Origin of the sequence: Streptomyces sp. NPDC006691 (genome assembly GCF_042869955.1) — a bacterium.
Lineage (GTDB): Bacteria > Actinomycetota > Actinomycetes > Streptomycetales > Streptomycetaceae > Streptomyces.
Genome location: NZ_JBIAGW010000007.1, coordinates 81266 through 105466, shown reverse-complemented (window position 1 = coordinate 105466; position 24201 = coordinate 81266). Strand labels below are relative to the sequence as shown.

The 24201-nt window shown below is 70.9% G+C and carries 17 protein-coding genes; 10 read left to right on the top strand and 7 right to left on the bottom strand.

All coding sequences use genetic code 11. From position 1 onward, the window contains the following. Positions 1 to 10 precede the first annotated feature (10 nt). Positions 11 to 1534, bottom strand: a complete 1524-nt coding sequence (locus tag ACFYNP_RS17945; RefSeq protein WP_388406246.1) for a ricin-type beta-trefoil lectin domain protein — start codon at positions 1532 to 1534, stop codon at positions 11 to 13. 137 nt (positions 1535 to 1671) lie between these two features. Between ACFYNP_RS17945 and ACFYNP_RS17940 the strand changes: the two genes are divergently transcribed. From ACFYNP_RS17940 to ACFYNP_RS17930, 3 genes are all read left to right on the top strand, one after another. Next, positions 1672 to 3063, top strand: a complete 1392-nt coding sequence (locus ACFYNP_RS17940; RefSeq protein ID WP_388786360.1) for a class II fumarate hydratase — start codon at positions 1672 to 1674, stop codon at positions 3061 to 3063. A gap of 56 nt (positions 3064 to 3119) precedes the next feature. After that, positions 3120 to 3809: a DUF402 domain-containing protein gene (locus ACFYNP_RS17935; RefSeq protein WP_388786358.1), complete on the top strand. Its 690-nt coding sequence runs from the start codon at positions 3120 to 3122 to the stop codon at positions 3807 to 3809. Positions 3810 to 4102: 293 nt separating this feature from the next. Next, positions 4103 to 6139 (top strand): SpoIIE family protein phosphatase, encoded by a 2037-nt coding sequence (locus tag ACFYNP_RS17930; protein ID WP_388406239.1) that lies wholly within the window; start codon positions 4103 to 4105, stop codon positions 6137 to 6139. Positions 6140 to 6216: 77 nt separating this feature from the next. Here ACFYNP_RS17930 and ACFYNP_RS17925 read toward each other — a convergent pair whose 3' ends face one another. Beyond that, the gene (locus ACFYNP_RS17925; RefSeq protein ID WP_388406236.1) at positions 6217 to 8511 is read right to left on the bottom strand and encodes a transglycosylase domain-containing protein; all 2295 of its coding nucleotides are present in this window, start codon (positions 8509 to 8511) and stop codon (positions 6217 to 6219) included. A gap of 270 nt (positions 8512 to 8781) precedes the next feature. Here ACFYNP_RS17925 and ACFYNP_RS17920 point away from each other — a divergent pair, with 270 nt between their 5' ends. From ACFYNP_RS17920 to ACFYNP_RS17905, 4 genes are read left to right on the top strand one after another with little or no spacing between them, the layout of a single operon-like run. Further along, positions 8782 to 11163: an FtsX-like permease family protein gene (locus ACFYNP_RS17920; RefSeq protein WP_388786357.1), complete on the top strand. Its 2382-nt coding sequence runs from the start codon at positions 8782 to 8784 to the stop codon at positions 11161 to 11163. 52 nt (positions 11164 to 11215) lie between these two features. Further along, positions 11216 to 11740 carry a PadR family transcriptional regulator gene (locus ACFYNP_RS17915; protein WP_388406230.1) on the top strand — a complete coding sequence of 175 codons (525 nt, stop codon included), beginning with the start codon at positions 11216 to 11218 and terminating at the stop codon, positions 11738 to 11740. Beyond that, a complete protein-coding gene (locus ACFYNP_RS17910) occupies positions 11737 to 12429 on the top strand; it encodes an ABC transporter ATP-binding protein (RefSeq protein ID WP_388406227.1) in 693 nt (230 codons plus the stop codon). Before ACFYNP_RS17915 ends, ACFYNP_RS17910 begins: the two co-directional genes overlap by 4 nt. Continuing rightward, complete coding sequence (locus tag ACFYNP_RS17905; protein WP_388786355.1) at positions 12426 to 14759, top strand: ABC transporter permease; 2334 nt, start codon at positions 12426 to 12428, stop codon at positions 14757 to 14759. Before ACFYNP_RS17910 ends, ACFYNP_RS17905 begins: the two co-directional genes overlap by 4 nt. Positions 14760 to 15118: 359 nt before the next feature. On the opposite strand, the gene ACFYNP_RS17900 is transcribed toward ACFYNP_RS17905, so the two are convergent. Beyond that, positions 15119 to 16111, bottom strand: a complete 993-nt coding sequence (locus ACFYNP_RS17900) for a hydrogen peroxide-inducible genes activator (RefSeq protein ID WP_388786621.1) — start codon at positions 16109 to 16111, stop codon at positions 15119 to 15121. A 164-nt stretch (positions 16112 to 16275) separates the two neighbouring features. On the opposite strand from ACFYNP_RS17900, the gene ACFYNP_RS17895 reads away from it, so the two are divergent. Further along, entirely contained in the window at positions 16276 to 16830 is a 555-nt protein-coding gene (locus tag ACFYNP_RS17895) for a peroxiredoxin (protein WP_100574859.1), read from the top strand. A gap of 3 nt (positions 16831 to 16833) precedes the next feature. Further along, on the top strand, positions 16834 to 17367 hold the full coding sequence (locus ACFYNP_RS17890) for an alkyl hydroperoxide reductase (protein ID WP_345253202.1): 534 nt from the start codon (positions 16834 to 16836) through the stop codon (positions 17365 to 17367). A 137-nt stretch (positions 17368 to 17504) separates the two neighbouring features. Here the strand turns inward: ACFYNP_RS17890 and ACFYNP_RS17885 are convergent, their stop codons facing one another. The 4 genes from ACFYNP_RS17885 to ACFYNP_RS17870 all read right to left on the bottom strand — a co-directional run bounded on the left by ACFYNP_RS17885 (position 17505) and on the right by ACFYNP_RS17870 (position 22763). Beyond that, positions 17505 to 18923: an AI-2E family transporter gene (locus ACFYNP_RS17885; RefSeq protein ID WP_388786353.1), complete on the bottom strand. Its 1419-nt coding sequence runs from the start codon at positions 18921 to 18923 to the stop codon at positions 17505 to 17507. A gap of 169 nt (positions 18924 to 19092) precedes the next feature. Next, entirely contained in the window at positions 19093 to 19803 is a 711-nt protein-coding gene (locus ACFYNP_RS17880) for a transglycosylase SLT domain-containing protein (RefSeq protein ID WP_388406219.1), read from the bottom strand. Between the two features lie 385 nt (positions 19804 to 20188). Continuing rightward, positions 20189 to 21511 carry a PhoH family protein gene (locus ACFYNP_RS17875; RefSeq protein WP_100574855.1) on the bottom strand — a complete coding sequence of 441 codons (1323 nt, stop codon included), beginning with the start codon at positions 21509 to 21511 and terminating at the stop codon, positions 20189 to 20191. A gap of 490 nt (positions 21512 to 22001) precedes the next feature. Next, entirely contained in the window at positions 22002 to 22763 is a 762-nt protein-coding gene (locus ACFYNP_RS17870) for an isoprenyl transferase (RefSeq protein ID WP_388406216.1), read from the bottom strand. A gap of 136 nt (positions 22764 to 22899) precedes the next feature. Between ACFYNP_RS17870 and mgrA the strand changes: the two genes are divergently transcribed. Continuing rightward, positions 22900 to 23937, top strand: coding sequence for an L-glyceraldehyde 3-phosphate reductase (mgrA, locus tag ACFYNP_RS17865; RefSeq protein ID WP_388786352.1), 1038 nt, complete (start codon positions 22900 to 22902; stop codon positions 23935 to 23937). Positions 23938 to 24201: the final 264 nt, after the last annotated feature.

Here is a 24201-nt window from a genome sequence, read left to right as displayed (position 1 = left end):
GCCGGACGGGTCAGGCGAAGCGCTGGCTCGCCGTGCCGTCGCAGGGCCGCAGGGTGAGCGGGTCCTTGGCGGCGCCGAGCGTGGCGCACAGACCGGTCGCGGCCGCCGGGCGCAGGCCGCCGGACTGGCGCACCCACTCCTGGTTGGCGGCGCCCGAGCAGTTCCAGATGATCAGCTTGGCGCCTGCGGTGTAGTTCGCGCCCGGCACGTCCAGGCAGCGGTCCTGGGTGAGCTGGGTGTGCACCGACCTGCGGTCGCTGTCGTACCACCAGCCCTGATTGCGCCCGCCGTGGCAGTCCCAGCCGATGACGGCCGTGCCGTTGGCGCTGGCGGAGGCGGTGACGTCGAGGCAGTTGCCGGTCGCCTCGTTCTTCAGGGGCCGGTAGGCGTCGTCCCAGGCGAGCGGGTAGAGCGTGGGCGTGCCGGTCGAGGCCGGGTCCGCGCAACTGCCTTCCTGGACACCGGAGTTGTAGAGCTGGGTGAGGCAGGAGGCGAAGGCGCCGTGGCCCCGGTAGTTGGGGTGGAAGGACTGGCGGACCGAGTTCTCGTCGGGCAGTCCGGGCTTGGAGAGGTCGATGTAGAGGCCGCGGGCCCAGGTGTCCTCCATGCACACCTCGTGGCCGTTGAAGAGCCGGGAGTTGTCGAGGTAGGTCACCCCGGTGTCCTCGGCCACCTTGCGCATGCCGACCTCGAAGGCGGGCACCGCGGTGTTGCGGCCCCACACGGTGTCGGAGTCGTAGCCGAGGCCGCCGCAGGCGAGCTTGCCGGGGAAGCCGGGGTTGTCGTGGAAGTCGGGGCCGATCGGGCTCGGGTAGCCCATCACGACGAGCTTGTACGAGCCGTCGGCGTAACCGGCGTCGCGCATCACGGACTTGAGGTCGGTCACGGTCTGCTCGACCTTGGGCACGAGCGCGTCGACGCGGGCCTGCCAGCCGGGCTCGTACTTGGACTGGCACGGGCCCTGGAGCAGCAGGTAGCGCTCGACGCAGTCGGTCATGACCGGGCCGAACTGGAGGTCGTCGTTGGCCCCCGCGACCAGGAGGACCATCTTGATGCGGGTGTTGCGCGCCTTGATGGCGAGGCTGTCGCTCTGCACCAGTTCGTCGGCGTACTGCTTGGTTCCGCCGATCCTGATGTTTCCGGTGTAGGCGCCCGAGCAGGCGACGTTGTACGTCTCGTCGGCCGGGATGCCGGTGCGGTGGATCGCGGAGTCGGGCGAGCGGTGGCACCAGTTGTCGGGGCCGTTGGTGCCGGCCTCGTAGGTGCCGACGCCCTCGCCGGAGATCTCGCTGTCGCCCAGCGAGATCAGGCCGGTCCTGCGGTCCGCCATGGGCCGCTCGGCCGGGTCGCCGTAGAGCTGGGTGGCCTCCGCCGCCCGGATCTTCTCCAGTTCGGGCGAGAGCGGGGTGGACTGGACGGACGGTGCGGACGCGGCCTGGGCACCGGTCGCGCCGGCCGCCATGCCCCCGAACGCCGCCGCGGCGGCCACGGCCGCCGCGAACGTACAGCGAAGTCTGTGTCTGGTGCGCCTCATTACGCCTCCCTGGTGGTTCCCGGAGGGACGAGGGCCGTCCCCCGGGAAAATGCAGCCCACCGGTATTTACTGGCCGGTAAGGCGTGTTGGGAATAGGTAGAACAAGACAACTGCTCATCTTTTTCAGGAGGTTCGCCATGAACGACAGCGAGTACCGGACCGAGCACGACTCGATGGGCGAGGTACGGGTGCCCGCGCACGCCAAGTGGCGGGCGCAGACACAGCGGGCGGTGGAGAACTTCCCCGTCTCCGGACAGCGCCTGGAGCGCGCCCACATCGAGGCGCTGGCTCGCGTCAAGGCGGCCGCCGCCAAGGTGAACGCCGAGCTCGGAGTGCTCGACAAGGACATCGCCGCCGCGGTCCAGGAGGCGGCCGGCGAGGTCGCCGACGGCCGCTGGGACGAGCACTTTCCGGTCGATGTCTTCCAGACCGGTTCCGGCACCTCGTCCAACATGAACATGAACGAGGTCGTGGCGACGCTCGCCACCGAGAAGCTGGGCCGCGACGTCCACCCCAACGACCATGTGAACGCCTCGCAGTCGTCCAACGACGTCTTCCCCTCCTCCATCCACATCGCCGCGACGGCCGCCGTCACGGGCGATCTGATCCCGGCCCTGGACCATCTGGCGACGGCCCTTGAGCGCAAGTCGGCCGCGTTCGCGGACGTGGTCAAGTCGGGACGTACGCACCTGATGGACGCGACCCCGGTCACCCTCGGCCAGGAGTTCGGCGGGTACGCGGCGCAGGTCCGCTACGGCGTCGAGCGGCTGCGCTCCTCGCTGCCCCGCCTGGCCGAACTCCCGTTGGGCGGCACGGCGGTCGGCACCGGCATCAACACCCCGCACGGCTTCTCGGCGGCCGTGATCGCCGAGGTCGCCCGGGTCACCGGACTGCCCCTCACCGAGGCCCGGGACCACTTCGAGGCGCAGGGCGCCCGGGACGGCCTGGTCGAGACGAGCGGGCAGCTGCGCACCATCGCGGTATCGCTCACCAAGATCTCCAACGACCTGCGCTGGATGGCCTCGGGCCCGCGCACAGGATTGGCCGAGATCAGTCTTCCCGACCTCCAGCCGGGCTCGTCGATCATGCCCGGAAAGGTCAATCCGGTCATTCCGGAGGCCGTCCTCATGGTCGCGGCCCAGGTGATCGGCAATGACGCGACGGTGGCGACGGCCGGCGCGGCGGGCAACTTCGAGCTCAATGTGATGCTGCCGGTGATCGCCAAGAACCTCCTGGAATCGGTCCGGCTGCTCACCAACGTCTCCCGGCTGCTGGCCGACCGGACCGTCGACGGCATCACCGCGAACGTGGAGCGGGCCCGCGAGTACGCCGAGTCCTCACCGTCGGTGGTCACCCCGCTCAACAAGTACATCGGGTACGAGGAGGCCGCCAAGGTCGCCAAGAAGTCCCTCGCCGAGCGGAAGACCATCCGCGAAGTGGTCCTCGAATCGGGATACGTGGAGCGCGGCGACCTGACGGTCGAGCAGCTCGACGCGGCCCTCGACGTCCTCGGAATGACCCGCCCCTGAACACCGGGTGATCCGAATCGCAGCGTGGCCGGGCCCCGACTCCGTAATATCTGCACATGACAGGTACAGGAGGCGGCACCCCGCACTGGGCGCCGGGGGACCAGATCCTCTGGCGCTATCACGATCATGCCCCCGGCCTGGGGAGCGGCGGCAGGGCGCCGGTCCACATCTGTCGCCCGGTGACGGTCGTCGAGGACAGCGACGACATGCTCGCCGTGTGGATGGCGCCCCGCACCGAGTGCGTACGCCCGGTGCTCACCGACGGCCGCCCCCTCCATCAGGAACCGCTGGCCACCCGGTACACCGCCCCGCGCACCACGGAGCGCTCGCGGTGGTTCGGCAGCGGGGTGCTCAAGCTGGCGCGCCCCGGTGAGCCCTGGTCGGTGTGGCTTTTCTGGGAACGGGGCTGGCGTTTCAAGAACTGGTACGTGAACCTGGAGGAGCCGCGCGCACGCTGGTCGGGCGGCATCGACTCCACGGACCACTTCCTCGACATCTCCGTTGCCCCCGACCGCAGTTGGCGCTGGCTGGACGAGGACGAGTTCGCCCAGGCCCAGCGGGTGGGCCTGATGGACGGCGAGCAGGCGGGGCGGGTGCGGGCTGCCGGGCACGCCGCGGTCGAGGTGATCACCGCGTGGGGGCGGCCGTTCTCGGACGGCTGGGAGGCATGGCGGCCGGACCCGCGCTGGCCCGTTCCCGCACTCCCGGCGGACTGGGATCGCACCCCGGCGCACATGACGTCGTGAGACCCTTGATACGCCCCCGGGGTGCAAACGTAGGATCGTCCTCCGCAGGGCCGCGCAGGGGCCACCGGGGCCGATCGGCGGACCCGGTGCGAGAATTGACCGTATGTCACCACAGGGGGGTGGAGCATGCCCGGTGTCGCCGCCGCCCGGACGGGGCCGCCCCCGCACCTCAAGAAGTTGGGGGAGGGTATACCGCGTGAAGCGACGGCATCACGCATGCTTACCCTGTCGCCGCCACTGCCGCCGCTCGCGGCAGGGTGGACGCCTCATCCCGGACGGACGGAACCCGACGCGTGACGGAGCCCCAGCCCACCTCGCACGAGAGCCGGCACGAGGAACGCGCCCGGCCCTCGGAGCAGACCCTTCCGCACGCTCTTGAGGAGCAGGGGAGGCCCCATGCCGATACCCCGGCCGTGCCGGAACCGGGCGGCCCGTCCCGGCGCGCCCCGCTGGGCGCCCGCGCCGACCGGAGCGGCGGCGTGACCGCGTCCGTGCCGGGCCAGCCGGAGCGGGCGAGCCGTGACAGCGCGGCCGCGGCCGCCGTGCCCTCGGTGGGCGCGGGCGGCGAGAGCGGCCCGGCCGCCCCGGAGCCGGGCGAGGGCGCCGCCGCGGTGGCCCGGCGCGAGGGCGACCGGCTGCGCTTCGTGGGCGCCGCGACCCGCCGGATCGCCCGCGGGATAGACCTCGACGAGATCGTGCTCGGACTGTGCCGGGCCACCGTGCCCACGTTCTCCGACGCCATCCTGGTCCATCTGCGCGACCCGCTGCCGGTCGGCGACGAGCGGCCGGCCACCCCGTTCGTGCTGCGCCTTCGCCGTACCGACCGGCTGCGTTTAGTCGACGAGGCGCTGAGCGAGAGCGCGGAGGCCGAGGGCCTCACCGTGCTCGGCGGGTCGGGGCCCGACCTCACCCCCGCGTCCGAACTGTGCGAGGTGCGCACCGGCGGCGAGCTGAACGAGGTCCTGCGCGGAGTGCGCCCGGTGTTCGCGGAGTCCCCGGCGGCCCGCGCGGCCCTGGCCGAACTGCTCGGCCCCGACCGTACGGTGCCCGGCGGCCGACGGGCGATACTCGCCCCGCTGCGCGGCCGGCGGCGGGTGATCGGCGCGGCCGTCTTCGTACGCGGCCCCGAGCGGCCCGCCTTCGAGGCCAACGACCTCTTGGTGGCCGCCCAGTTGGCGACCCACACCGCGCTCGGCATCGACAAGGCCGTCCTGTACGGACGCGAGGCCTACATCGCCGACGAACTCCAGCGCACCATGCTGCCCGACAGCCTGCCCCAGCCCACCGGGGTGCGGCTCGCCTCGCGCTACCTCCCGGCGGCCGAGACCGCCCGGGTCGGCGGGGACTGGTACGACGCCATCCCGCTGCCCGGCAGCCGGGTCGCCCTCGTGGTCGGCGACGTCATGGGCCACTCCATGACCTCCGCCGCGATCATGGGTCAACTCCGCACCACCGCTCAGACGTTGGCGGGTCTCGACCTGCCGCCCGCCGAGGTCCTGCACCACCTCGACGAGCAGGCCCAGCGGCTCGGCACCGACCGCATGGCGACCTGCCTGTACGCGGTGTACGACCCGGTCGCGCACCGCATCACCATCGCCAACGCCGGCCACCCGCCACCGGTCCTGCTGCACCTCGGCGGCCGCGCCGAGGTGCTGCGGGTGCCACCGGGCGCCCCGATCGGGGTCGGCGGGGTCGACTTCGAGGCGGTCGAGCTGGACGCCCCGGCGGGCGCCACGCTGCTCCTGTACACCGACGGCCTGGTCGAGTCCCGGCTGCGCGATGTGTGGACCGGCATCGAGCAGCTGCGGGAACGGCTCGCGGCCACCGCCCAGTTGACCGGACCCGACCACTCACCGCCGCTCGAAGCGCTCTGCGACGACGTACTCGACATGCTCGGCCCGGGCGACCGCGACGACGACATCGCGCTGCTCGCCGCCCGCTTCGACGGGATCGCGCCGAGCGATGTGGCGTACTGGTTCCTCGACCCGGAGGAGACCGCCCCCGGCCGGGCCCGGCGCCTGGCCCGCAGGGCCCTGGAGCGCTGGGGCCTTGAGGAGCTGACCGACTCGGTGGAGCTCCTGGTCAGTGAGGTCGTCACCAACGCCGTGCGCTATGCCGAGCGGCCGGTCACCCTGCGGCTGCTCAAGACCGACGTACTGCGCTGCGAGGTCGGCGACGACTCGCCTCAACTCCCGCGCCAGCGCCGGGCCCGCGAGACCGACGAGGGCGGGCGCGGCCTCTTCCTGGTCAACCGCCTCGCGCGGCGCTGGGGCGCGACCCGGCTCTCCGGCGGCAAGGTCGTCTGGTTCGAGCTGCCGACGCGCGGCTGACCCCGGCTCGCCCTCCGGAACGGCCGATGGCCCCCACCCCCACTCGGGGGTGGGGGCCATCGGCCGTGTCGGTCGCGTCAGTTGCCCGCGTTGGGCACGAGCGGGTCGTCCGGCGGGCTCGCACCGCCGGAGTTGCTCGATGTCGGCGTGGGCGGCTTCGGCTTGTGCGAGGTCGTACCGCTCGGCGTGCCGGTCGGACCCGTCGACTTCGACGGGGTGCCCGAGGGGGTCTTGGACGGCGTGTTCGACGGGGTCTTGGAGGGGGTGTTCGACGGGGTCTTGGACGGCGTGTTCGAGGGCGTCTTGGACGGCGTGTACACCGGCTCCTTGGCCGCGCCCTGGTCGGTCTCCAGGTCGAACTTGTCGGCGCCGCCCTTGGCCGCGTCGAAGGTGTAACCGGCCCAGATGCGGGCGGGTATGGAGCCACCGTTGACGCGTCCGTCCTCACCGGCGCCGTTGGTCATCGTGACCTGGCCGCCCGTGGGGATGTGCACGTCCTTGCCGTCGACCGTCACCGTGCGCGGACTGGCGGCCTCGCCCCACATCCCGACCGAGGTGACCAGGTCCGGGGTGTAGCCGGTGAACCAGGCCGACTTGTTGTCGTCGGAGGTACCGGTCTTGCCCGCGACCTGCTTGCCGTCGCGGTTGTCGGCCTCGGCCACCGACGTCTTGGCCGTACCGTCGTCGACCACGCCGGTGAGCACCGAGGTGACCGCGTCCGCCGCGTCCCGGCTGATGACCTGGGAGCCGATGGCGTTGCCTCCCTCGTACTTGTGGTCCTTGTTCACGGCGGTCTTCACGATCGACGGCGTGACCGACTTGCCGTGGTTGTCGAGCGTGGCGTACACCGCCGCCATCTGGAGCGGACTCGCGCCGTAGGAGCCGAGTGTCATGGAGGGCACGGGATTCAGGCCCTTGATGGATTCCATGCCCATGGCCACGGCCGTGTCCCGCACCTTGTCGAGGTGGGCGTCGACGCCCATCTGCGCGAAGACGGAGTTGACGGACTTGTTCATCGCGTCCTGGACGCTGATGGGGCCGTAGTTGTGATGGTCCTCGTTCGGCGGGGCGAAGGCGATGTCGCTGCCCTTGACCGGCCGACCGCTGTCGCCGTCGTAGACGGTGTCGGCGGTGATCGGCTTGCCGTCCTGCGTCTGTGCGCCCTGGTTGAAGGCGGCCGCGAGGATGACCGGCTTGAAGGTCGACGCCGGCTGGTAGGTGGTGTTGGTCGCGTTGCTCAGCTGGTGCTTGAGGTAGTCCTGGCCGCCGTAGAGGGCGACCACCGCGCCGGTCTTCGGGTCCACCGAGGCCGCGCCGGCCTGGAGGTCCGCGTCGACCTTGCGCTTCTTCGGGTCGAGCTTGCTGGTCAGCTGCTCCTTGACCGCGTTCTCCAGGAGCTTCTGCTTGGCCGGGTCGATGTTGAGCGTGACCGTCCAGCCACCGCGGGCCAGGAGGGCCTCACTGACCCCGTGGTTGTTGAGCTCCTTCTTGGCCGCGTCGACCAGATAACCGGTCTGCCCCTGCATCCCGGGGTCGGCCTTGGCGTCGCGGGGCGGCTCGAACTTCACCTTCTGCCGCTCTTCCGGCGTCAGCTTCTTCATCTCGACCATGTTGTCGAGCGCCTTGTTCCAGCGGCCCTCGACCAGCCTCTTGCCGGTCGGGCCGGCGACCTGCCAGTCGTACTGACTGGGCGCCTGGAGCAGCGCCGCGAGATAGGTGCCCTCCGACAGGTTCAGCTTGGAGACGTCCTTGCCGTAGTACGCCTGGGCGGCGGCCTGGATGCCGTAGGCGTTGCGGCCGTAGAAGCTGGTGTTCATGTACCCGGCGAGGATGGTGCCCTTGCTGTAGCGCTGGTCCACCTTGAGGGAGATCACGATCTCCTTCAGCTTGCGGGTGACCGTCTGCTCCTGCGACAGGTAGTTGTTCTTGACGTACTGCTGGGTGATCGTCGAGCCGCCCTGGGCACCCTTGCCCATCAGGGTGTTGAGGATGCCGCGGGTGGTGCCCTTGAAGTCGACGCCCTTGTCCTCGTAGAAGGTCTTGTTCTCCAGGGCGACGAAGCTGTCCTGGATCGGCTTGGGGACGCTGTCGAGGGAGACCGTCTCGCGGTTGACCTTCCCGGAGCGGGCGAGCACCTGGCCGTTGGAGAGCTTGTAGACGTTGCTCTCCAGCTGTGCCTCGTCATTGCCCGACGGGATCGGCACCATCAGGTAGATGACGTAGAACGCGCCCATCGCGAGGAGGCAGAGCCCGAAGAACGTGCCGAGCATCTTCTTCCAGGTGAAGAACCGGCGTATGCCCTTCTTCTTCACCTTCTGCTTGCCCCGGCGCGTCCCGCCCTGCCGGGCGCGCCGCTCTTCCGCTCGGCCCATAACCTCAGTCGCTCGCCTTCATATGACTCACCAGACTCGCCAGATCAGCTCAGAAAACTAACACCGCACCTATGGACAAAGCGGATTCGATCACGCCTTTTCCGTACGTGAGAATCAGCACCTGCCCCATGGGAACCGACGATCGAATCGCCCCAAGGGTTGCGAAGGTCCCCGATACCGCCCTGGTTTGCCCCGTAATCAGGCGGTCGCAGCGTGCTATGCACCCCGGGTATACACGGCAGGTATACCTAGCGCGTATAGTCATGCCCCATGAAGCGACGCCTCCACGATCTCGGCCTCGGCATCCGGTTCGCCCTCGGCGGCGGCCGGGAGGGCTGGGCCCGCACCCTGCTCACCGCGGTCGGTGTCGGCCTCGGCGTGGCCCTGCTCCTCGGCGCGGCGTCGGTGCCCCACCTCGTGGACCAGCGGGCCGACCGCATCCACGGCCGGCAGCCGTTCTCGGCGGGCTCGGAGAAGAACGCCGGGCAGGTGAAGGCGTCCCTCCTGTACGCGAGCGCCGACACCGAGTACCGGGACGCCACCATCGGCGGCAAGCTGCTGCGCCCCGCCAACGCCGACCCCGTACTGCCGCCGGGACTGACCTCCATACCGGCCCCCGGCACCATGGCCGTCTCGCCCGCGCTGCACGAACTGCTCGACTCCCCCGAGGGCCAACTCCTGCGCCAGCGGCTGCCGTACGAGATCTCCGCGACCATCGGCGACGCCGGTCTTGTCGAGCCCTCGGAGCTCTACTACTACGCCGGCAGCTCCTCACTCTCCCCCGACAGCGGCGCCTCCAGCGCGGCCGGCTTCGGCAACATCGGTGAGGTGGCGCCGCTCGACCCGATGCTGGTCGTGTTCGTGATCCTGATCTGCGTCGTGCTCCTGATGCCCGTCGCCATCTTCATCGCCACCGCCGTACGGTTCGGCGGCGAGCGGCGCGACCGTCGGCTCGCGGCGCTGCGGCTGGTCGGCGCCGACGCCCGCAGCACCCGCTGGACGGCCGGCGGCGAGGCCCTGGCCGGAGCCGTGCTCGGGCTCGGCGTCGGCACCCTGCTCTTCCTCGGCGGCGCCGAACTCATCGGCCCCGTCGGCCTGTGGAGCTTCGGCTTCTTCCCGGGCGACCTGCGGCCCCTGCCCTGGCTCGCCCTGCTCGTCGCCGTGGCCGTGCCCGCCCTCGCGGTGGTGGTGACCCTGGCCGCGCTGCGCTCGGTGGTCATCGAGCCCCTCGGTGTCGTGCGGGGCGGCCGCACCCGGCGCCGCAGGCTGTGGTGGCGGCTCGCCCTGCCGGCCCTCGGCGTGGCACTGCTCCTGCTGTCCCAGAACCCGGACGCGAGCTCGGGGCCGCTCTCCGCGGTGTCCTCCGGCCTCGGCCTCCCGCTGTACGAGTACCTCTCCCCCCTCTGCATCGCCGCGGGCGCCACCTTCGTCCTCGTCGGGCTCATCGCCCTGCTGCCCTGGCTGGTGGAGGCGGTCGTGGGCCGGCTGCACGGCGGCTCGCCCGCCTGGCAACTGGCCGTGCGCAGGCTCCAGTTGAACAGTGGGCCGGCGGCGCGCGCGGTCGGCGGGATCACCGTGGCGGTCGCGGGGTCGGTCGCGTTGCAGATGTACTCCGTCGGCATCCACGACGACTTCAACAAGGTGACGGGCGCCGACGCGAGCCGCGCCCAGTACACCGTGAGCGCCCAGTACCCGGACGCGAAGCTCGCCGCGCGCATGATCGGCGCCTTCCGCGAGACCCCCGGCGTGGAGAAGGTCATCGGCACCGTCACCAGCTATGTGACGCTGCCGGGCCCGGTCGCCTCCGAGGACGTGCGGCCCCTGACGCAGCTGACCCTCGGCGACTGCGCGAGCCTGCGCGAACTGGCCCGCATCGACTCCTGCCGGGACGGCGACACCTTCGTGGTGCATCCTTCCGGCGACCGGGACCAGGCCGCCTGGGTGGACCGCACGGCCCGGCCGGGCGAGCCGGTCAACACCGCGTCCAACGAGCCCGGTGTCCCGCCGACGTTGTGGACGCTGCCCGCATCGTCCCGTACCGTCACCGCCCGCCCCGGTCCCACCGGCGCCGAGCAGGACGGCATCTTCGCCACCCCGGGAGCGATCGACGCCTCGATGCTGACCTCCTCGGCGGACACCTCCGCCATGCTCACCGTGGACCAGCGGGTGCCGGACGCCGCCGAGCACATCCGCAACACCGCGGCCCGGGTCTCCCCGCTGCTCGGCGTCAGGACCGTACGCACCCTGGAACGCGACCAGCAGTACGCCGGCATCCAGACCGGGCTGCGCGCCGCGGGGCTTGCCACGCTCGGCCTGATCGCGGCCGCCATGCTGGTCTCGCAGCTGGAGCAACTGCGCGAGCGCAGGCGCCTGTTGGCGGCCCTGCTCGCCTTCGGCACCCGGCGCGCGACACTCGCCGGGTCGGTCCTGTGGCAGACCGCGGTCCCGGTCGGGCTCGGCATCGGCCTCGCGGTCGCCGGCGGACTCGCGCTCGGCGCCCTGATGCTGCGGATCATCGGCAAGACCGTCACCGACTGGTGGCTGTTCCTGCCGCTGGCCGGGGCGGGCGCCGCGGCGATCCTCGCGGTCACCCTGCTGAGCCTGCCGGCCCTGTGGCGCCTGATGCGCCCCGACGGCCTGCGCACCGAATGACCCCTCGGAACTTCCTTACTCATTGCGGCAGTTGAGAAGAGAGGAACACCCCATGTCCATCGGCCACACCCTCCTCGGGCTTCTGGAGTCGGGCCCACGCCACGGGTACGACCTGAAGCGCGCCTTCGACGAGAAGTTCGGGCACGACCGCCCCCTGCACTACGGGCAGGTCTACTCGACGATGTCCCGGCTCCTGAAGAACGGCCTCGTCGAGGTCGACGGCGTGGAGGCCGGCGGCGGCCCCGAGCGCAAGCGGTACGCCATCACGGAGGCCGGCGTCACGGACGTCGAGACGTGGATCAGGCAGCCGGAGAAGCCCGAGCCCTACCTCCAGTCGACCCTCTACACCAAGGTCGTCCTCGCCCTGCTCACCGGCCGCGACGCGGGCGACGTCCTGGACACCCAGCGCGCCGAGCACCTGCGTCTGATGCGTGTGCTCACCGACCGCAAGCGGCACGGCGACCTCAGCGACCAGCTGATCTGCGACCACGCCCTGTTCCACCTGGAGGCCGACCTGCGGTGGCTCGAACTGACCGCCGCCCGCCTCGTCCAGCTCGCCTCGGAGGTACGCGCATGACGCCCGCCGGCTCCCTTCTCGTCGCCCAGGACCTGCACAAGGCCTACGGCCCCACCCCGGCCCTCGACGGCGCCGGGTTCTCCATCCACCCCGGCGAGGTCGTCGCGGTGATGGGCCCGTCCGGCTCCGGCAAGTCGACGCTGCTGCACTGTCTCGCCGGCATCGTCACCCCGGACTCCGGCACGATCCGCTACGACGGCCGCGAGCTGTCCGCGATGTCGGACGCCGAGCGCAGCGCGCTGCGCCGCACCGAGTTCGGCTTCGTCTTCCAGTTCGGCCAGCTGGTACCCGAGTTGACGTGCGTGGAGAACGTGGCGCTGCCACTGCGCCTGACCGGCGTCAAGCGCAGGGAGGCCGAACGCAGGTCCCTGGAGTGGATGGAGCGCCTGGAGGTCGCGGACCTCGGGCACAAGCGGCCCGGCGAGGTGTCCGGCGGCCAGGGCCAGCGGGTGGCCGTGGCCCGCTCGCTCGTGACCCAGCCCCGCGTCGTCTTCGCCGACGAGCCGACCGGCGCCCTGGACTCCCTCAACGGCGAGCGCGTCATGCAGCTGCTCACCGAGGCGGCCCGCTCCACCAACGCGGCGGTCGTCCTGGTCACCCACGAGGCACGGGTCGCCGCCTACTCGGACCGCGAGATCGTCGTACGCGACGGAAAGTCCCGCGACATGATGCTGGAGCACTCCGTATGAGCCTGCTCCGCGACCTCGCGCTCGGCGCCCGGTTCGCCCTGGCGGGAGGCCGCGAGGGCTGGACGCGCACCCTGCTCACCGCCGTCGGGGTGGGCCTCGGTGTCGCGCTGCTCCTCGGTACCACCGCGCTGCCGGGCGCCCTGAACGCCCGCACCGCGCGCGACAACGCCCGTAACGACTACGGGGCTTCGGTCGAGGGCGGCCCCGCGGCGGACACCCTCCTGATCGGCCGCGTCGACACGCAGTTCCAGGGCTCGGACGTACGGGGCCGGCTGGTCCAGCCGGAGGGCCCCGAGGCGCCGCGGCCTCCGGGCGTCTCGGCGCTCCCGGCGCCCGGCACCATGGCCGCCTCGCCCGCCCTGCGCGATCTGCTCGCCTCCTCCGAGGGCAGGCTGCTGCGGGAACGCCTCCCGTACAAGATCGTCTCGACCATCGCGGACCAGGGCCTGATGGGCCCGCACGAACTCGCCTACTACGCGGGCAGCGACCTCCTCAAGCAGCGCAAGGAGGTGGTGAGCGATCGCGCCGAGGTGCTGCGGGTCAAGGCGTTCGTCAACCCGGCGCCCCAGCAGAAGATCGACCCGGTCCTGGCGCTGCTCATCGTGATCATCTTCGTGGTGCTGCTCATGCCGGTCGGTGTGTTCATCGCCGCCGCCGTGCGCTTCGGCGGCGACCGGCGCGACCGAAGGCTCGCGGCGCTGCGCCTGGCGGGCGCGGACCGGCGGATGACCCGGTGGATGGCGGCCGGTGAGGCACTGGCCGGGGCCGTGGTCGGCGTCGTGGTCGGCGCCCTGTTCTTCGTGATCGGCCGCCAGTACGTGGGCGACATCTCGATCGCCGGGCTCAACGTCTTCCCCGCCGACCTCGATCCGAGCCCGCTGCTCGCGGTGGGCGTGGCGCTCGCGGTGCCCGCCTCGGCCGTCGCGGTGACCCTGTTCGCGATGCGCTCGGTGGTCGTCGAACCCCTCGGCGTGGTGCGCACCTCGGTGCCGCGCAGGCGGCGCATGTGGTGGCGGGTGCTGCCGCCGCTGGCCGGGCTCGCCCTGCTCACCCCGCTGATGGGCCGCGGCCGCGACCGCGGGACCTTCAACCAGGTCCAGGTGATCGGCGGCACGGTCCTGCTGCTCATCGGTGTGACCGCGCTGCTCCCCTGGCTGGTGGAGGCGGTCGTGCGCAGGCTCGGCGGCGGCCCGGTCGGCTGGCAACTGGCCGTCCGCAGGCTCCAGTTGACGTCCGGTTCGGCGGCCCGCATGGTGAACGGCATCGCGGTGGCGGTGGCCGGTGCGATCGCGCTGCAAATGCTGTTCGGGGCCGTCGAGGGCGACTACGTGAAGTCGAGCGGCGAGGACACCAGCCGGGCCCAGCTGTTCGTCCCGCTCGCCGACTCCCCGCCCGACCAGCAGGCCCGCGAGGTCGATGCGCTGAAGAGCGTCGCCGGCGTGACCGGCGCGGCGGTCCTCGGCTCGCTGGAAGCCGGCGAGAAGGCCAAGGAACCGCAGCACTTCATCCCCGTCACGGTCGGCACCTGCGCGGACCTGGGCCAGGCCGCCACCCTGCCGTCGTGCAGGGACGGCGACACCTTCATCGCGACCGGCGGGGCGTGGGAGCCGGAGCTCGCCACGCCGCCGGGCAGCACGATCTACCTCGATCCGGCCACGGGCGGCTCCGTCACCAAGGGCACGGCGGTCCGCTGGACCGTCCCGCCGGCCACCCGGAAGGCGGCGTCCCGCCCCGACCCCATGGGCGAGCGCCGCCCCGGGCTCATGGTCACGCCGGGCGCGCTCCCGCGGGGGGCGAAGCTGCCGATCCACTCGACGGTGTTCGTCTCGACCTCGCCGGGCGACGGGCTCGCCAAGGAGCGGGTCCTGAACGCGGCCGCCAAGGCCGATCCGCTCACCTCGGCACGCTCGCTGAGCGACCTCCGGACCTCGGCCCGGTTCGCCGGGGTCCGCAAGGGCCTCTACATCGGGGCCGCGGCGGTACTGATGCTGATCGGCGCGAGCCTGCTCGTGTCGATGCTGGAGCAGCTGCGCGAGCGCAAGAAGCTCCTGTCGGCGCTCGTCGCTTTCGGCACCCGGCGCACCACCCTGAGCTGGTCGGTCCTGTGGCAGACCGCGGTACCGGTCGCGCTCGGCCTCGCACTCGCCGCGGTGGTGGGCCTCGGGCTCGGCTCGGTGCTGCTGCGGATGGTGGGCCGCTCGGTGACCATCGACTGGGTCCCGGCGGTGTCGATGGTCGGCATCGGCGCCGGCGTCGTCCTGATCGTCACGGCCCTGTCGCTGCCACCGCTGTGGCGGCTGATGCGCCCGGAGGGGCTGCGCACGGAGTAGCCGCCGGCCCGGGGCCCGGGGCCCCGGGTCTCCGCCCGGACCCGTCCGGCGGGGCTCCCGGGGCTCCGCCCGGCTGGGTTGCCGTCGGCGGGGCTCCCGGGGCTCCGCCCCGGACCCCGATCGGGCCTGAACTGCCCTCGTCCTCAAACGCCGGACAGGCTGAGGATGTTGCCCGGCATCCAGCAGCCAAGGGGCGTGGGGAAACGCTCGACGAGAAATGGGCACGGTCCCCGGTCGAAAGCCGGGTTGAAGGGGCTCCGCCCAGCCCCCGATCGGGCCCGAACGTCCCTCGTCCTCACGCCCCCCAAGACCGCAGGGGCCAGGGGGCCCATGACGGGCTGGGGTGGGCCCTGCCAGGATCAGGCCTCGCTAGGGCTGCCCGTGCCGCCCGGCACCGAGCGGGTGGCGCCGGTCTGCTCCGGCACCCGTACCGGAAGGTCGCGCAACGCCCCGCGCAGGGCGGCCGCGAACTCCTCGAACTCGCCCTGCCGCGCCGCACCCGTGCGCATCGCCAGGGCGATCGTGCGCGAGGGGGCCGGTTCCGCGAAGTACCCGGTGACCAGACGGTCGTTGCGGCCCGTCTCGATCTCGACGGCGGTACGCGGCAGCAGCGTCACCCCGAGTCCGCCCGCCACCAGCTGCACCAGGGTGGAGAGCCCGGCCGCGGTCGTCGTCACCGGCGCCCCGTCGGTGCGCCCGGCCTCCCGGCAGATGTCGAGCGCCTGGTCGCGCAGGCAGTGCCCCTCGTCCAGGAGCAGCAGATGCAGTTCGCGCAGGGCCTCGCGCGGGATGCCGGCGCGGCCGCCGAGCCAGTGGTCCTGCGGGGTGACGAGCACGAAGTCCTCGTCGAACAAGGGGAGTTCACTGACGCCGGGCACACCGAGCGGCACGGCGAGCAGCAGCAGATCGAGCCGTCCGGCGGCGAGCCCTTCGAGCAGCGAGGAGGTCTGCTCCTCGTGCACCTGGAGGTCGAGCTCGGGGTAGCGCTCGTGGACCAGCCGCAGCACGGCGGGCAGCAGATAGGGCGCCACGGTCGGGATCACGCCGAGCCGGAGCACCCCGGTGAACGGCGCCCGTACCGCCTCGGCCTCCTCCATCAGCTCGCCCACCGCGTCGAGCACCGCCTTGGCCCGCACCGCGAGCCGCTCCCCCGCCGGCGAGAGCAGCACCTTGCGGGTCGTACGCTCCAGGAGCTGGACGCCGAGCGCGTCCTCCAGGGCCGAGACCGCGCCGGACAGGGCGGGCTGGCTCATGCCGATGGCCGCCGCCGCGTCGCGGAAGTGCAGATGTTCCGCGACGGCCGCGAACGCACGCAATTGCGCCAGGCTGGGCTGCTTGGCCCGGTTGCCCATACCCCTATTACTGATGGCCACTGATAGGCACCTCCGATCACGGTGACCCAGTCTAGCTATTTCACTGATCAATGCCGCCTGTGCCAGGATCGGTAATCCGTCCAACCCCGTAGGAAGCTTCCGAATCCGCTCGATTCGGTCTTCCTCGTTCGCAAGGAGAGCGCGTGCTCACTGTTGGTGACCAGTTCCCCACGTACGACCTGACTGCCTGCGTCTCGCTGGAAAGCGGCCAGGAGTTCCAGCAGATCGACCACAAGACCTACGAGGGCAAGTGGCGTGTGGTCTTCGCGTGGCCCAAGGACTTCACCTTCGTCTGCCCGACCGAGATCGCCGCGTTCGGCAAGCTGAACGACGAGTTCGCGGACCGCGACGCCCAGATCCTCGGCTTCTCCGGTGACTCCGAGTTCGTGCACCACGCCTGGCGCAAGGACCACCCGGACCTGACCGACCTGCCGTTCCCGATGCTGGCCGACTCGAAGCACGAGCTCATGCGCGACCTCGGCATCGAGGGCGAGGACGGCTTCGCGCAGCGCGCCGTCTTCATCGTCGACCCGAACAACGAGATCCAGTTCACGATGGTGACCGCCGGTTCCGTGGGCCGTAACCCCAAGGAGGTCCTGCGGGTCCTCGACGCCCTCCAGACCGACGAGCTGTGCCCGTGCAACTGGACCAAGGGCGAGAACACCCTGGACCCGGTCGCGCTGCTGGCCGGTGAGTAACCCATGTCCCTCGACGCGCTGAAGTCCGCCGTACCGGACTACGCCAAGGACCTGAAGCTGAACCTCGGTTCGGTCATCGGCAACTCCGAGCTCCCGGCCCAGCAGCTGTGGGGCACGGTGCTCGCCACCGCCATCGCCTCGCGCAGCCCGATCGTGCTGCGCGAGCTGGAGCCGGAGGCCAAGGCCAACCTGTCGCCCGAGGCGTACACCGCGGCCAAGGCCGCCGCCGCGGTCATGGCGATGAACAACGTCTTCTACCGCACCCGCCACCTGCTCTCCGACCCGGAGTACGGCACGCTGCGGGCCGGTCTGCGGATGAACGTCATCGGCAACCCGGGCGTGGAGAAGGTCGACTTCGAGCTGTGGTCGCTCGCCGTCTCCGCGGTGAACGGCTGCGGCCAGTGCCTCGACTCGCACGAGCAGGTGCTGCGCAAGGCCGGTGTCGACCGCGAGACGATCCAGGAGGCCTTCAAGATCGCCGCGGTGATCCAGGCCGTGGGCGTCACCCTCGACTCCGAGGCCGCGCTGGCCCAGTAGGACCGCGTACGGAACACGTACGGAACACCAGAAGGGCCCCGCCGGTAGCGCACCGGCGGGGCCCTTTCGGCAGGTGTACGTTCCCCCGCGGACGGGGTGTTCCGCGTGCCCACGGGGTCGGCACGCGTACGGCCGGACTACTCGCGGTCCGCGGTCACGGCGGGCACCGCGGCGGCCGGCGGGGCCCCCTCGATCGCCCGGGCGCTGCGCAGGGCGTTCTCGCGGGAGTACTTCCGCAGATAGCCGACCACCGTGTTGGTGACCGCGACCAGCGGGACCGCGACCACCGCGCCGCCGATGCCGCCCACCAGACCGCCGGCGGCCACCGAGAGGACCACCGCGAGCGGGTGCACCCGGACCGCGCGGCCCAGGATGAAGGGCTGAAGCACATGGCCCTCGATCTGCTGGACGGCCAGGACCACGAGCAGCACCATCAGCGCGTTGAACACGCCGTCGGTGACCAGGGCGACCACCACGGCGAGCGCACCCGAGACGACCGCGCCGACCAGCGGGATGAAGGCGAACAGGAAGATGAACACGGCGAGCGGCACCGCCATGGGCACGCCCAGGAAGTAGATGCCGATGCCGATGCAGATCGCGTCGATCAGGGCCACTATCACCGTGCCGCGCACATACGCGGTGAGCGTGCGCCAGGCCTTGGGCCCCGCACCCGCGACGCCCGGACGGGCGGCCTCCGGCACCAGGTTGAGGACCCACTGCCAGATCTTGGGGCCGTCGTACAGCAGGAACAGCGTCGAGAACATCGCGAGCAGTATCCCGGTGAGGACCTCGACGAGGACGGTCACGCCCTGGAGCCCGGCGTTGGTGATCTCGTTGGTGTTGGCCCCGATGGTGTCGCTGAGGTTCTTGGCGATCTGGTTGATCTGGTCCTCGGTGACGTGGAACGGGCTGTTCAGGGCCCAGCGCTTGAGCTCCTCGATACCGGCCCGCACCTTGCTGGACAGATCGTCGAGGTTGTCCATGACCTGCCAGACCACGAACCAGCCGACGAGCCCCATGATGACGAACCCGGAGATCGCGGTGAGCGCGGTGGCCAGGCCCCTGGGCAGCCCCATCCGCTTGAGCCGGGCGACGGTCGGCTGGAGCAGGGCGGTGATCAACAGGGCCGCCACGAACGCGAGGACCACCAGGCTGACCGCGCTGATGATCTGCGTCAGCACATAGATGGACCCGGCGAGCACGAGCAGGCGCCAGCCGACGGCGGCGGCGACCCGCATACTCCACGGCACCGCGTCGACCGGATCGGGCCGGGCGGAGACCGCGGGCGCGTACGAAGGCGGCGGCGGCACGTGCTCGGGGGCGTGCTCGTCGGCGGGCGCCATCTCGGCCGACGGCTCGCCCGACGGGTCGGGGGCGAGGGCGGCGGGCGGCTTCCTGGGCGGGGGGCTCTGCACGGACACAGGGGGCGCGGGATCGAGGACCACCGGGTCGAGCCCGGCATCGGCCTCCGTCTCGGCCCTGCGCTCCTCCAGACGCTCTCCCATCCGGGTCAGTCCGGCGCCTAGCCGTCCGAGCAAACCGGGCACTCTCGACATGATCCCGCCATTTCCCTTTTCCCCGACACTGAGTCGCCCCACCGCGTACCCCCGAAACGTGATTCTGACCGTACACGGGCGAAGCCCCGCACCGAAGGACGGTGCGGGGCTCCGGAAGGTTGAGCGGCTGTCGGCTGATTCTCCGCCGGGCCGGCCTACCTGACGATCTCTAGTACCACTGGTGGGCCTGCCAGAACGACCAGGCGCCGCAAGGGCTGCCGTAGCTGGAGTTCATGTAGTTGAGGCCCCACTTGATCTGCGTGGCCGGGTTGGTCTGCCAGTCGGAGCCGGCCGAGCTCATCTTGGAGGCCGGCAGCGCCTGGACCAGACCGTAGGCACCGGAACCCGAGTTGGTGGCGGTGTAGTCCCAGCTCGACTCGTTGTTCACGATGTGGCTGAAGCACTGGAACTGGTCGGCCGGGACGATCTGCCGGGCGATCGACTGGATCTCGGCGATCGAGTAGGAGCTCTTGACCGCGAAGTCGGTGCGGCTCGACGAGCGGCTGGCGGCCTGGGTCTCCAGGTCGCGGGCCTTGGCGTCAGCGGCCTCCTTGTCGGCCTTCGCCTTGTCCGCCGCGTCCTTCTTGGACTTGGCGTCCTCGGCGGCCCGAACGCGCGCGGCCTCCTCGGCGGACTTCTTCGCGGTGGCACTCGCCTGGGCGGACTGCGCGTCCGCCTGCTGCGTCAGGGACGCGGTCTGCACCTGGGCCTGCTGGCCGGCGGGGATGTCCGCAAGAAGCGTCGTGTCGGCTGCGGTCGCCTCGAAGTTGTCGTTCGAAGCAGCGGCAGGGCTTCCTGCGGCAACGCCGACAACGGCGCCAACGGTGGTGACCGCAGTGGCAGATGCCACCGCGAACCCCCGGACCGAGATCCGGCTCACACGGTTTCCTTCCAGCAGCATCCGCACGGGTGACCTCGCGGACGCAATCGTGCCCCTGGCTCTCTCCTCCCAACTGCTGGGTCACGGGAGGAACTGACCCGATGGGCAACTCCCCTGCGGGAAGTGCCGCGTGATGCGCGGGCGGCATACGGCTCAGCTATTGAGTTGCGTGGGTACCGGGGTACCCGGGATACAGGGGTGCCGTATGCGGGGCCTGACGGATCCAAGACTCTGCCGGAAGCCGACGCCGCAAGGCAATTCCCCGTTGCGTGTGAAACCTCACACCTCGACAACCCCAGTAGTTTTTTCCAACCGCAGACACATGAAGGCGCCGCCCGGCTAAGCTGCTGCGCTCACCGGACGGCGCCAACTGTCGCTTACTGCCTCAGATCGAGACGTCCTCCAGCATTTCGGTCACCAGGGCGGCGATCTGCGAACGCTCGGACCGGGTGAGGGTGACATGCGCGAACAGCGGGTGTCCCTTGAGCTTTTCGACGACCGCCACGACACCGTCGTACCGACCGACCCTCAAGTTGTCGCGCTGGGCCACATCGTGGGTGAGCACCACCCTCGAATTGGCCCCGATCCGGGACAGAACGGTCAGCAGGACGTTCCGTTCCAGCGACTGCGCCTCGTCCACGATCACGAATGCGTCGTGCAGCGAGCGGCCCCGGATGTGGGTGAGCGGCAGGACTTCGAGCATCCCGCGCGACGTGACCTCCTCGATGACCTCACGGCTGGTCACCGCGGACAGCGTGTCGAAGACGGCCTGGGCCCAGGGACCCATCTTCTCGGCCTCGGACCCCGGCAGATAGCCGAGTTCCTGGCCGCCCACCGCGTACAGCGGCCGGAAGACCATCACCTTCTTGTGCTGCCTGCGCTCCAGGACGGCTTCCAGGCCCGCGCAGAGCGCGAGCGCCGACTTGCCCGTGCCGGCCCGTCCGCCCATCGAGATGATGCCGATCTCGGGGTCGAGCAACAGGTCGAGCGCGATCCGCTGTTCGGCGCTGCGGCCGTGGATGCCGAACGCCTCGCGGTCACCCCGCACCAGCTTGACGTTGCCGTCCGGCGAGACCCGCCCGAGCGCCTTGCCGCGCTCGGAGAGCAGCACGAGGCCGGTGTGGACGGGAAGCTCGGCGGCCTCCGGAACGTAGAGCGTCTCCTCCTCGAAGAGCAGGTCGACCTGTTCGCCGCTCAGCGGCAGTTCGGCCATGCCGGTGAAGCCGGAGTCGGTGATGGCCAGCTCGGCCCGGTACTCCTCGGCGAGCAGACCCACCGACGACGCCTTGATCCGCAGCGGCAGGTCCTTGGACACGACGGTGACGTCGAATCCCTCCGCCTGGAGATTGCGGGCCACGGCGAGAATGCGGGAGTCGTTGTCCCCCAACCTGTAGCCGGCGGGCAGTACGCCGGGATCGGAATGGTTCAGCTCGACACGGAGGGTGCCGCCTAGCTCGCCCATCGGGATGGGGGCGTCGAGACGTCCGTACCGGACCCGGAAGTCGTCCAGCAGGCGCAGGGCCTGACGGGCGAAGTAGCCGAGCTCGGGATGGTGCCTCTTGGCCTCCAGCTCTGTGACGACGACGATGGGGAGCACCACTTCGTGCTCCTCGAACCGGGTCATCGCGTTGGGGTCGGCCAGCAGGACGCTGGTGTCGAGGACGTAGGTGCGCCGGTCGGGCATGCGGCGCTTTGTGCTGGTCACCACGGAAGGACGTACCCCCTCGTAAGAGGCGCATGAGAACGGGGTGCGACGGCGTCGCGGAAACGGGGACCGGGCTTCGACCGCGCTGCGCGGGCCGAGCTCCGGCCCTCCACGTCGCCCGCGCGCGGTGCGCGGTCGTCCTGGTGCAAAGGGCCTCCCGGGCGGATGGCGTTGCCGCCACCCACTGAGATCCGACGCCCGTGGTCCGGACGTCGACCTGGGTGGGTTATGCCCTCGAACACGCGAAGCCATGCCCCGTCATATGCCTGGAGTTCCCACTGGGGCTCCGCCCCGGACCCCGTATCGCGCCTGAACGGCACCCGTCCTCGAACTCCCCCGAGGCCTTGAGGGCGGGGCGAGATCCCCGTGACGGCCGAGGTGCCCGGTGCCGGCCGGCGCCGCCGAGGCTTGCGGGGTCACCTACACGGGCGCGGGGAACTGCGCGACCGGCCACGCACGGCCCGCGGACGGCCACCGGCACTCGGCCCGTGCCTCAGCTGCCGTACCTCCGGTGCCGCGCCGCGTAGTCACGCAGGGCGCGGAGGAAGTCGACCTTGCGGAAGGCCGGCCAGAAGACTTCGCAGAAGTAGTACTCGGAGTGGGCCGACTGCCACAGCATGAAGCCGGAAAGCCGCTGCTCCCCACTCGTACGGATCACGAGGTCGGGATCGGGCTGCCCGCGCGTGTACAGGTGCTCCGAGATGTGCTCGACGTCGACGATCTCCGCGAGCTCCTCGAAGGACGTCCCCTTCGCCGCGTGCTCGTGCAGCAGTGAGCGGACCGCGTCCGCGATCTCCTGGCGCCCGCCGTAGCCGACGGCGACGTTGACCAGTATTCCGTCGATGTCGTGCGTGGCCTGCTCGGCCTCCTTGAGCACCGCCTGGGTGTGCCCGGGCAGCAGATCCGCGTTGCCGACGTGGTGGACCCGCCAGCGTCCGTCCGCCGCCAAGTCCCGTACCGCGTCCTCGATGATGCCGAGCAGCGGGGTCAACTGGTCCTCGGGGCGGTCCAGGTTGTCGGTGGAGAGCAGCCAGAGGGTGACGACCTCGACGTCCGTCTCGGCACACCAGCCGAGCAGTTCCTGGATCTTGCTGGCTCCGGCCTGGTGGCCCTGCTCGGGGCTGCGGGCGGAGGCCTTGGCCCAGCGCCGGTTGCCGTCCAGGATGACGCCGATGTGCTTGGGCACCTGGTCGTGGTCGAGGCGGCCTTCCACCCGGCGGGCATAGAGCCTGTACACCAGGTCGCGCAAACTCACCGATTCCACCCTCTCGTTGCCTTCCGGGGGCCCGCCGCCGCCCCGTACTCCGGCAGCCCCAGGGAAAGCACAGTACTGCGGACGGGTCACGGCGGCCCAACTCGGTCTGTCACAAGTCCGTGATAAGCAGGGAAACGTGACTGAATCGCTCCGCTACCTCGCCGCCGCCGACCGCTACGACTCCATGGAGTACCGCCGCACGGGTCGCAGTGGCCTCAAGCTTCCCGCCGTATCGCTCGGCCTGTGGCACAACTTCGGTGACGACCGCGCCCTGGATTCCCAGCGCGCGATCCTGCGCCGCGCCTTCGACCTGGGTGTGACCCACTTCGACCTGGCCAACAACTACGGACCGCCGGCCGGCTCCGCCGAGCTCAACTTCGGCAAGATTTTCGGCCAGGACTTCGCCGCGTACCGGGACGAGCTCGTCATCTCCACCAAGGCCGGTTATCTGATGCACCCCGGGCCGTACGGCGAGTGGGGTTCGCGCAAGTACCTGCTGTCCTCGCTCGACGCCTCCCTGAACCGCATGGGCCTGGACCACGTCGACATCTTCTACTCGCACCGCTTCGACCCGGAGACCCCGCTGGAGGAGACGATGGGCGCGCTCGCGTCCGCCGTCCAGCAGGGCAAGGCGCTGTACGTGGGCGTCTCCTCGTACAACAGCGAACAGACCGCCGAGGCCGCCCGGCTCCTGAAGGAGATGGGCGTACCGGCCCTGATCCACCAGCCGTCGTACTCGATGATCAACCGCTGGACGGAGCAGGACGGGCTGCTCGACACCCTGGAGACCGCCGGCATGGGCTGCATCTCCTTCGCGCCGCTCGCCCAGGGCCTGCTCACCGACAAGTACCTCAAGGGCATCCCGGAGGGTTCGCGCGCGACCCAGGGCAAGTCCCTGGACCCGAGCCTGCTGAGCGACGAGGTGGTACGGCGTCTGGTCGGGCTGAACGACATCGCCGTGCGGCGCGGCCAGTCGCTCGCGCAGCTGGCGCTGACCTGGGTGCTGCGCGACCCGCGGATGACGTCCGCGCTCATCGGCGCGTCCAGCGTGCGGCAGTTGGAGGAGAACGTGGCGGCGCTGGCCGGACCGGCGCTCAGCGACGCGGAGTTGAAGGAGATCGACACCTTCGCCGTGGACACCGAGGGCACCAACATCTGGGCCCGCCGCGGCTGACGGCATCCGGTCCGGCCGACGTACCGCGGGCCCGGCTCGGGGGTGCCGAAGAAAAAACGGGCCGGTCCGTGGGGGGGATACGGACCGGCCCGAGGGGGGGTTTCCACCATAACCCTTCGTAAGTGGTGCTGGGTGCCACGGCGCCCCGGAACTACGCTCCGAAACCGGGCCAGTACGGTTTTCCGGTCCCCCTCAGGGGTGACGCCGGCGCCGGGAGGGAGCTTGACCGTGCAGGTCAGAGGGGTCGTGGCCGACTCGTCACGG

What these genes read in the sequence shown, in the direction of transcription:
- ACFYNP_RS17910 (WP_388406227.1), top strand. Translation starts at nt 11,737, where the DNA reads ATGACGCCCGCCGGCTCCCTTCTCGTCGCCCAGGACCTGCACAAGGCC.
- ACFYNP_RS17945 (WP_388406246.1), bottom strand. Translation starts at nt 1,534, where the DNA reads ATGAGGCGCACCAGACACAGACTTCGCTGTACGTTCGCGGCGGCCGTG.
- ACFYNP_RS17885 (WP_388786353.1), bottom strand. Translation starts at nt 18,923, where the DNA reads ATGTCGAGAGTGCCCGGTTTGCTCGGACGGCTAGGCGCCGGACTGACC.
- ACFYNP_RS17920 (WP_388786357.1), top strand. Translation starts at nt 8,782, where the DNA reads ATGAAGCGACGCCTCCACGATCTCGGCCTCGGCATCCGGTTCGCCCTC.
- ACFYNP_RS17925 (WP_388406236.1), bottom strand. Translation starts at nt 8,511, where the DNA reads ATGGGCCGAGCGGAAGAGCGGCGCGCCCGGCAGGGCGGGACGCGCCGG.
- ACFYNP_RS17935 (WP_388786358.1), top strand. Translation starts at nt 3,120, where the DNA reads ATGACAGGTACAGGAGGCGGCACCCCGCACTGGGCGCCGGGGGACCAG.
- ACFYNP_RS17940 (WP_388786360.1), top strand. Translation starts at nt 1,672, where the DNA reads ATGAACGACAGCGAGTACCGGACCGAGCACGACTCGATGGGCGAGGTA.
- ACFYNP_RS17915 (WP_388406230.1), top strand. Translation starts at nt 11,216, where the DNA reads ATGTCCATCGGCCACACCCTCCTCGGGCTTCTGGAGTCGGGCCCACGC.
- ACFYNP_RS17905 (WP_388786355.1), top strand. Translation starts at nt 12,426, where the DNA reads ATGAGCCTGCTCCGCGACCTCGCGCTCGGCGCCCGGTTCGCCCTGGCG.
- ACFYNP_RS17900 (WP_388786621.1), bottom strand. Translation starts at nt 16,111, where the DNA reads ATGGGCAACCGGGCCAAGCAGCCCAGCCTGGCGCAATTGCGTGCGTTC.
- ACFYNP_RS17890 (WP_345253202.1), top strand. Translation starts at nt 16,834, where the DNA reads ATGTCCCTCGACGCGCTGAAGTCCGCCGTACCGGACTACGCCAAGGAC.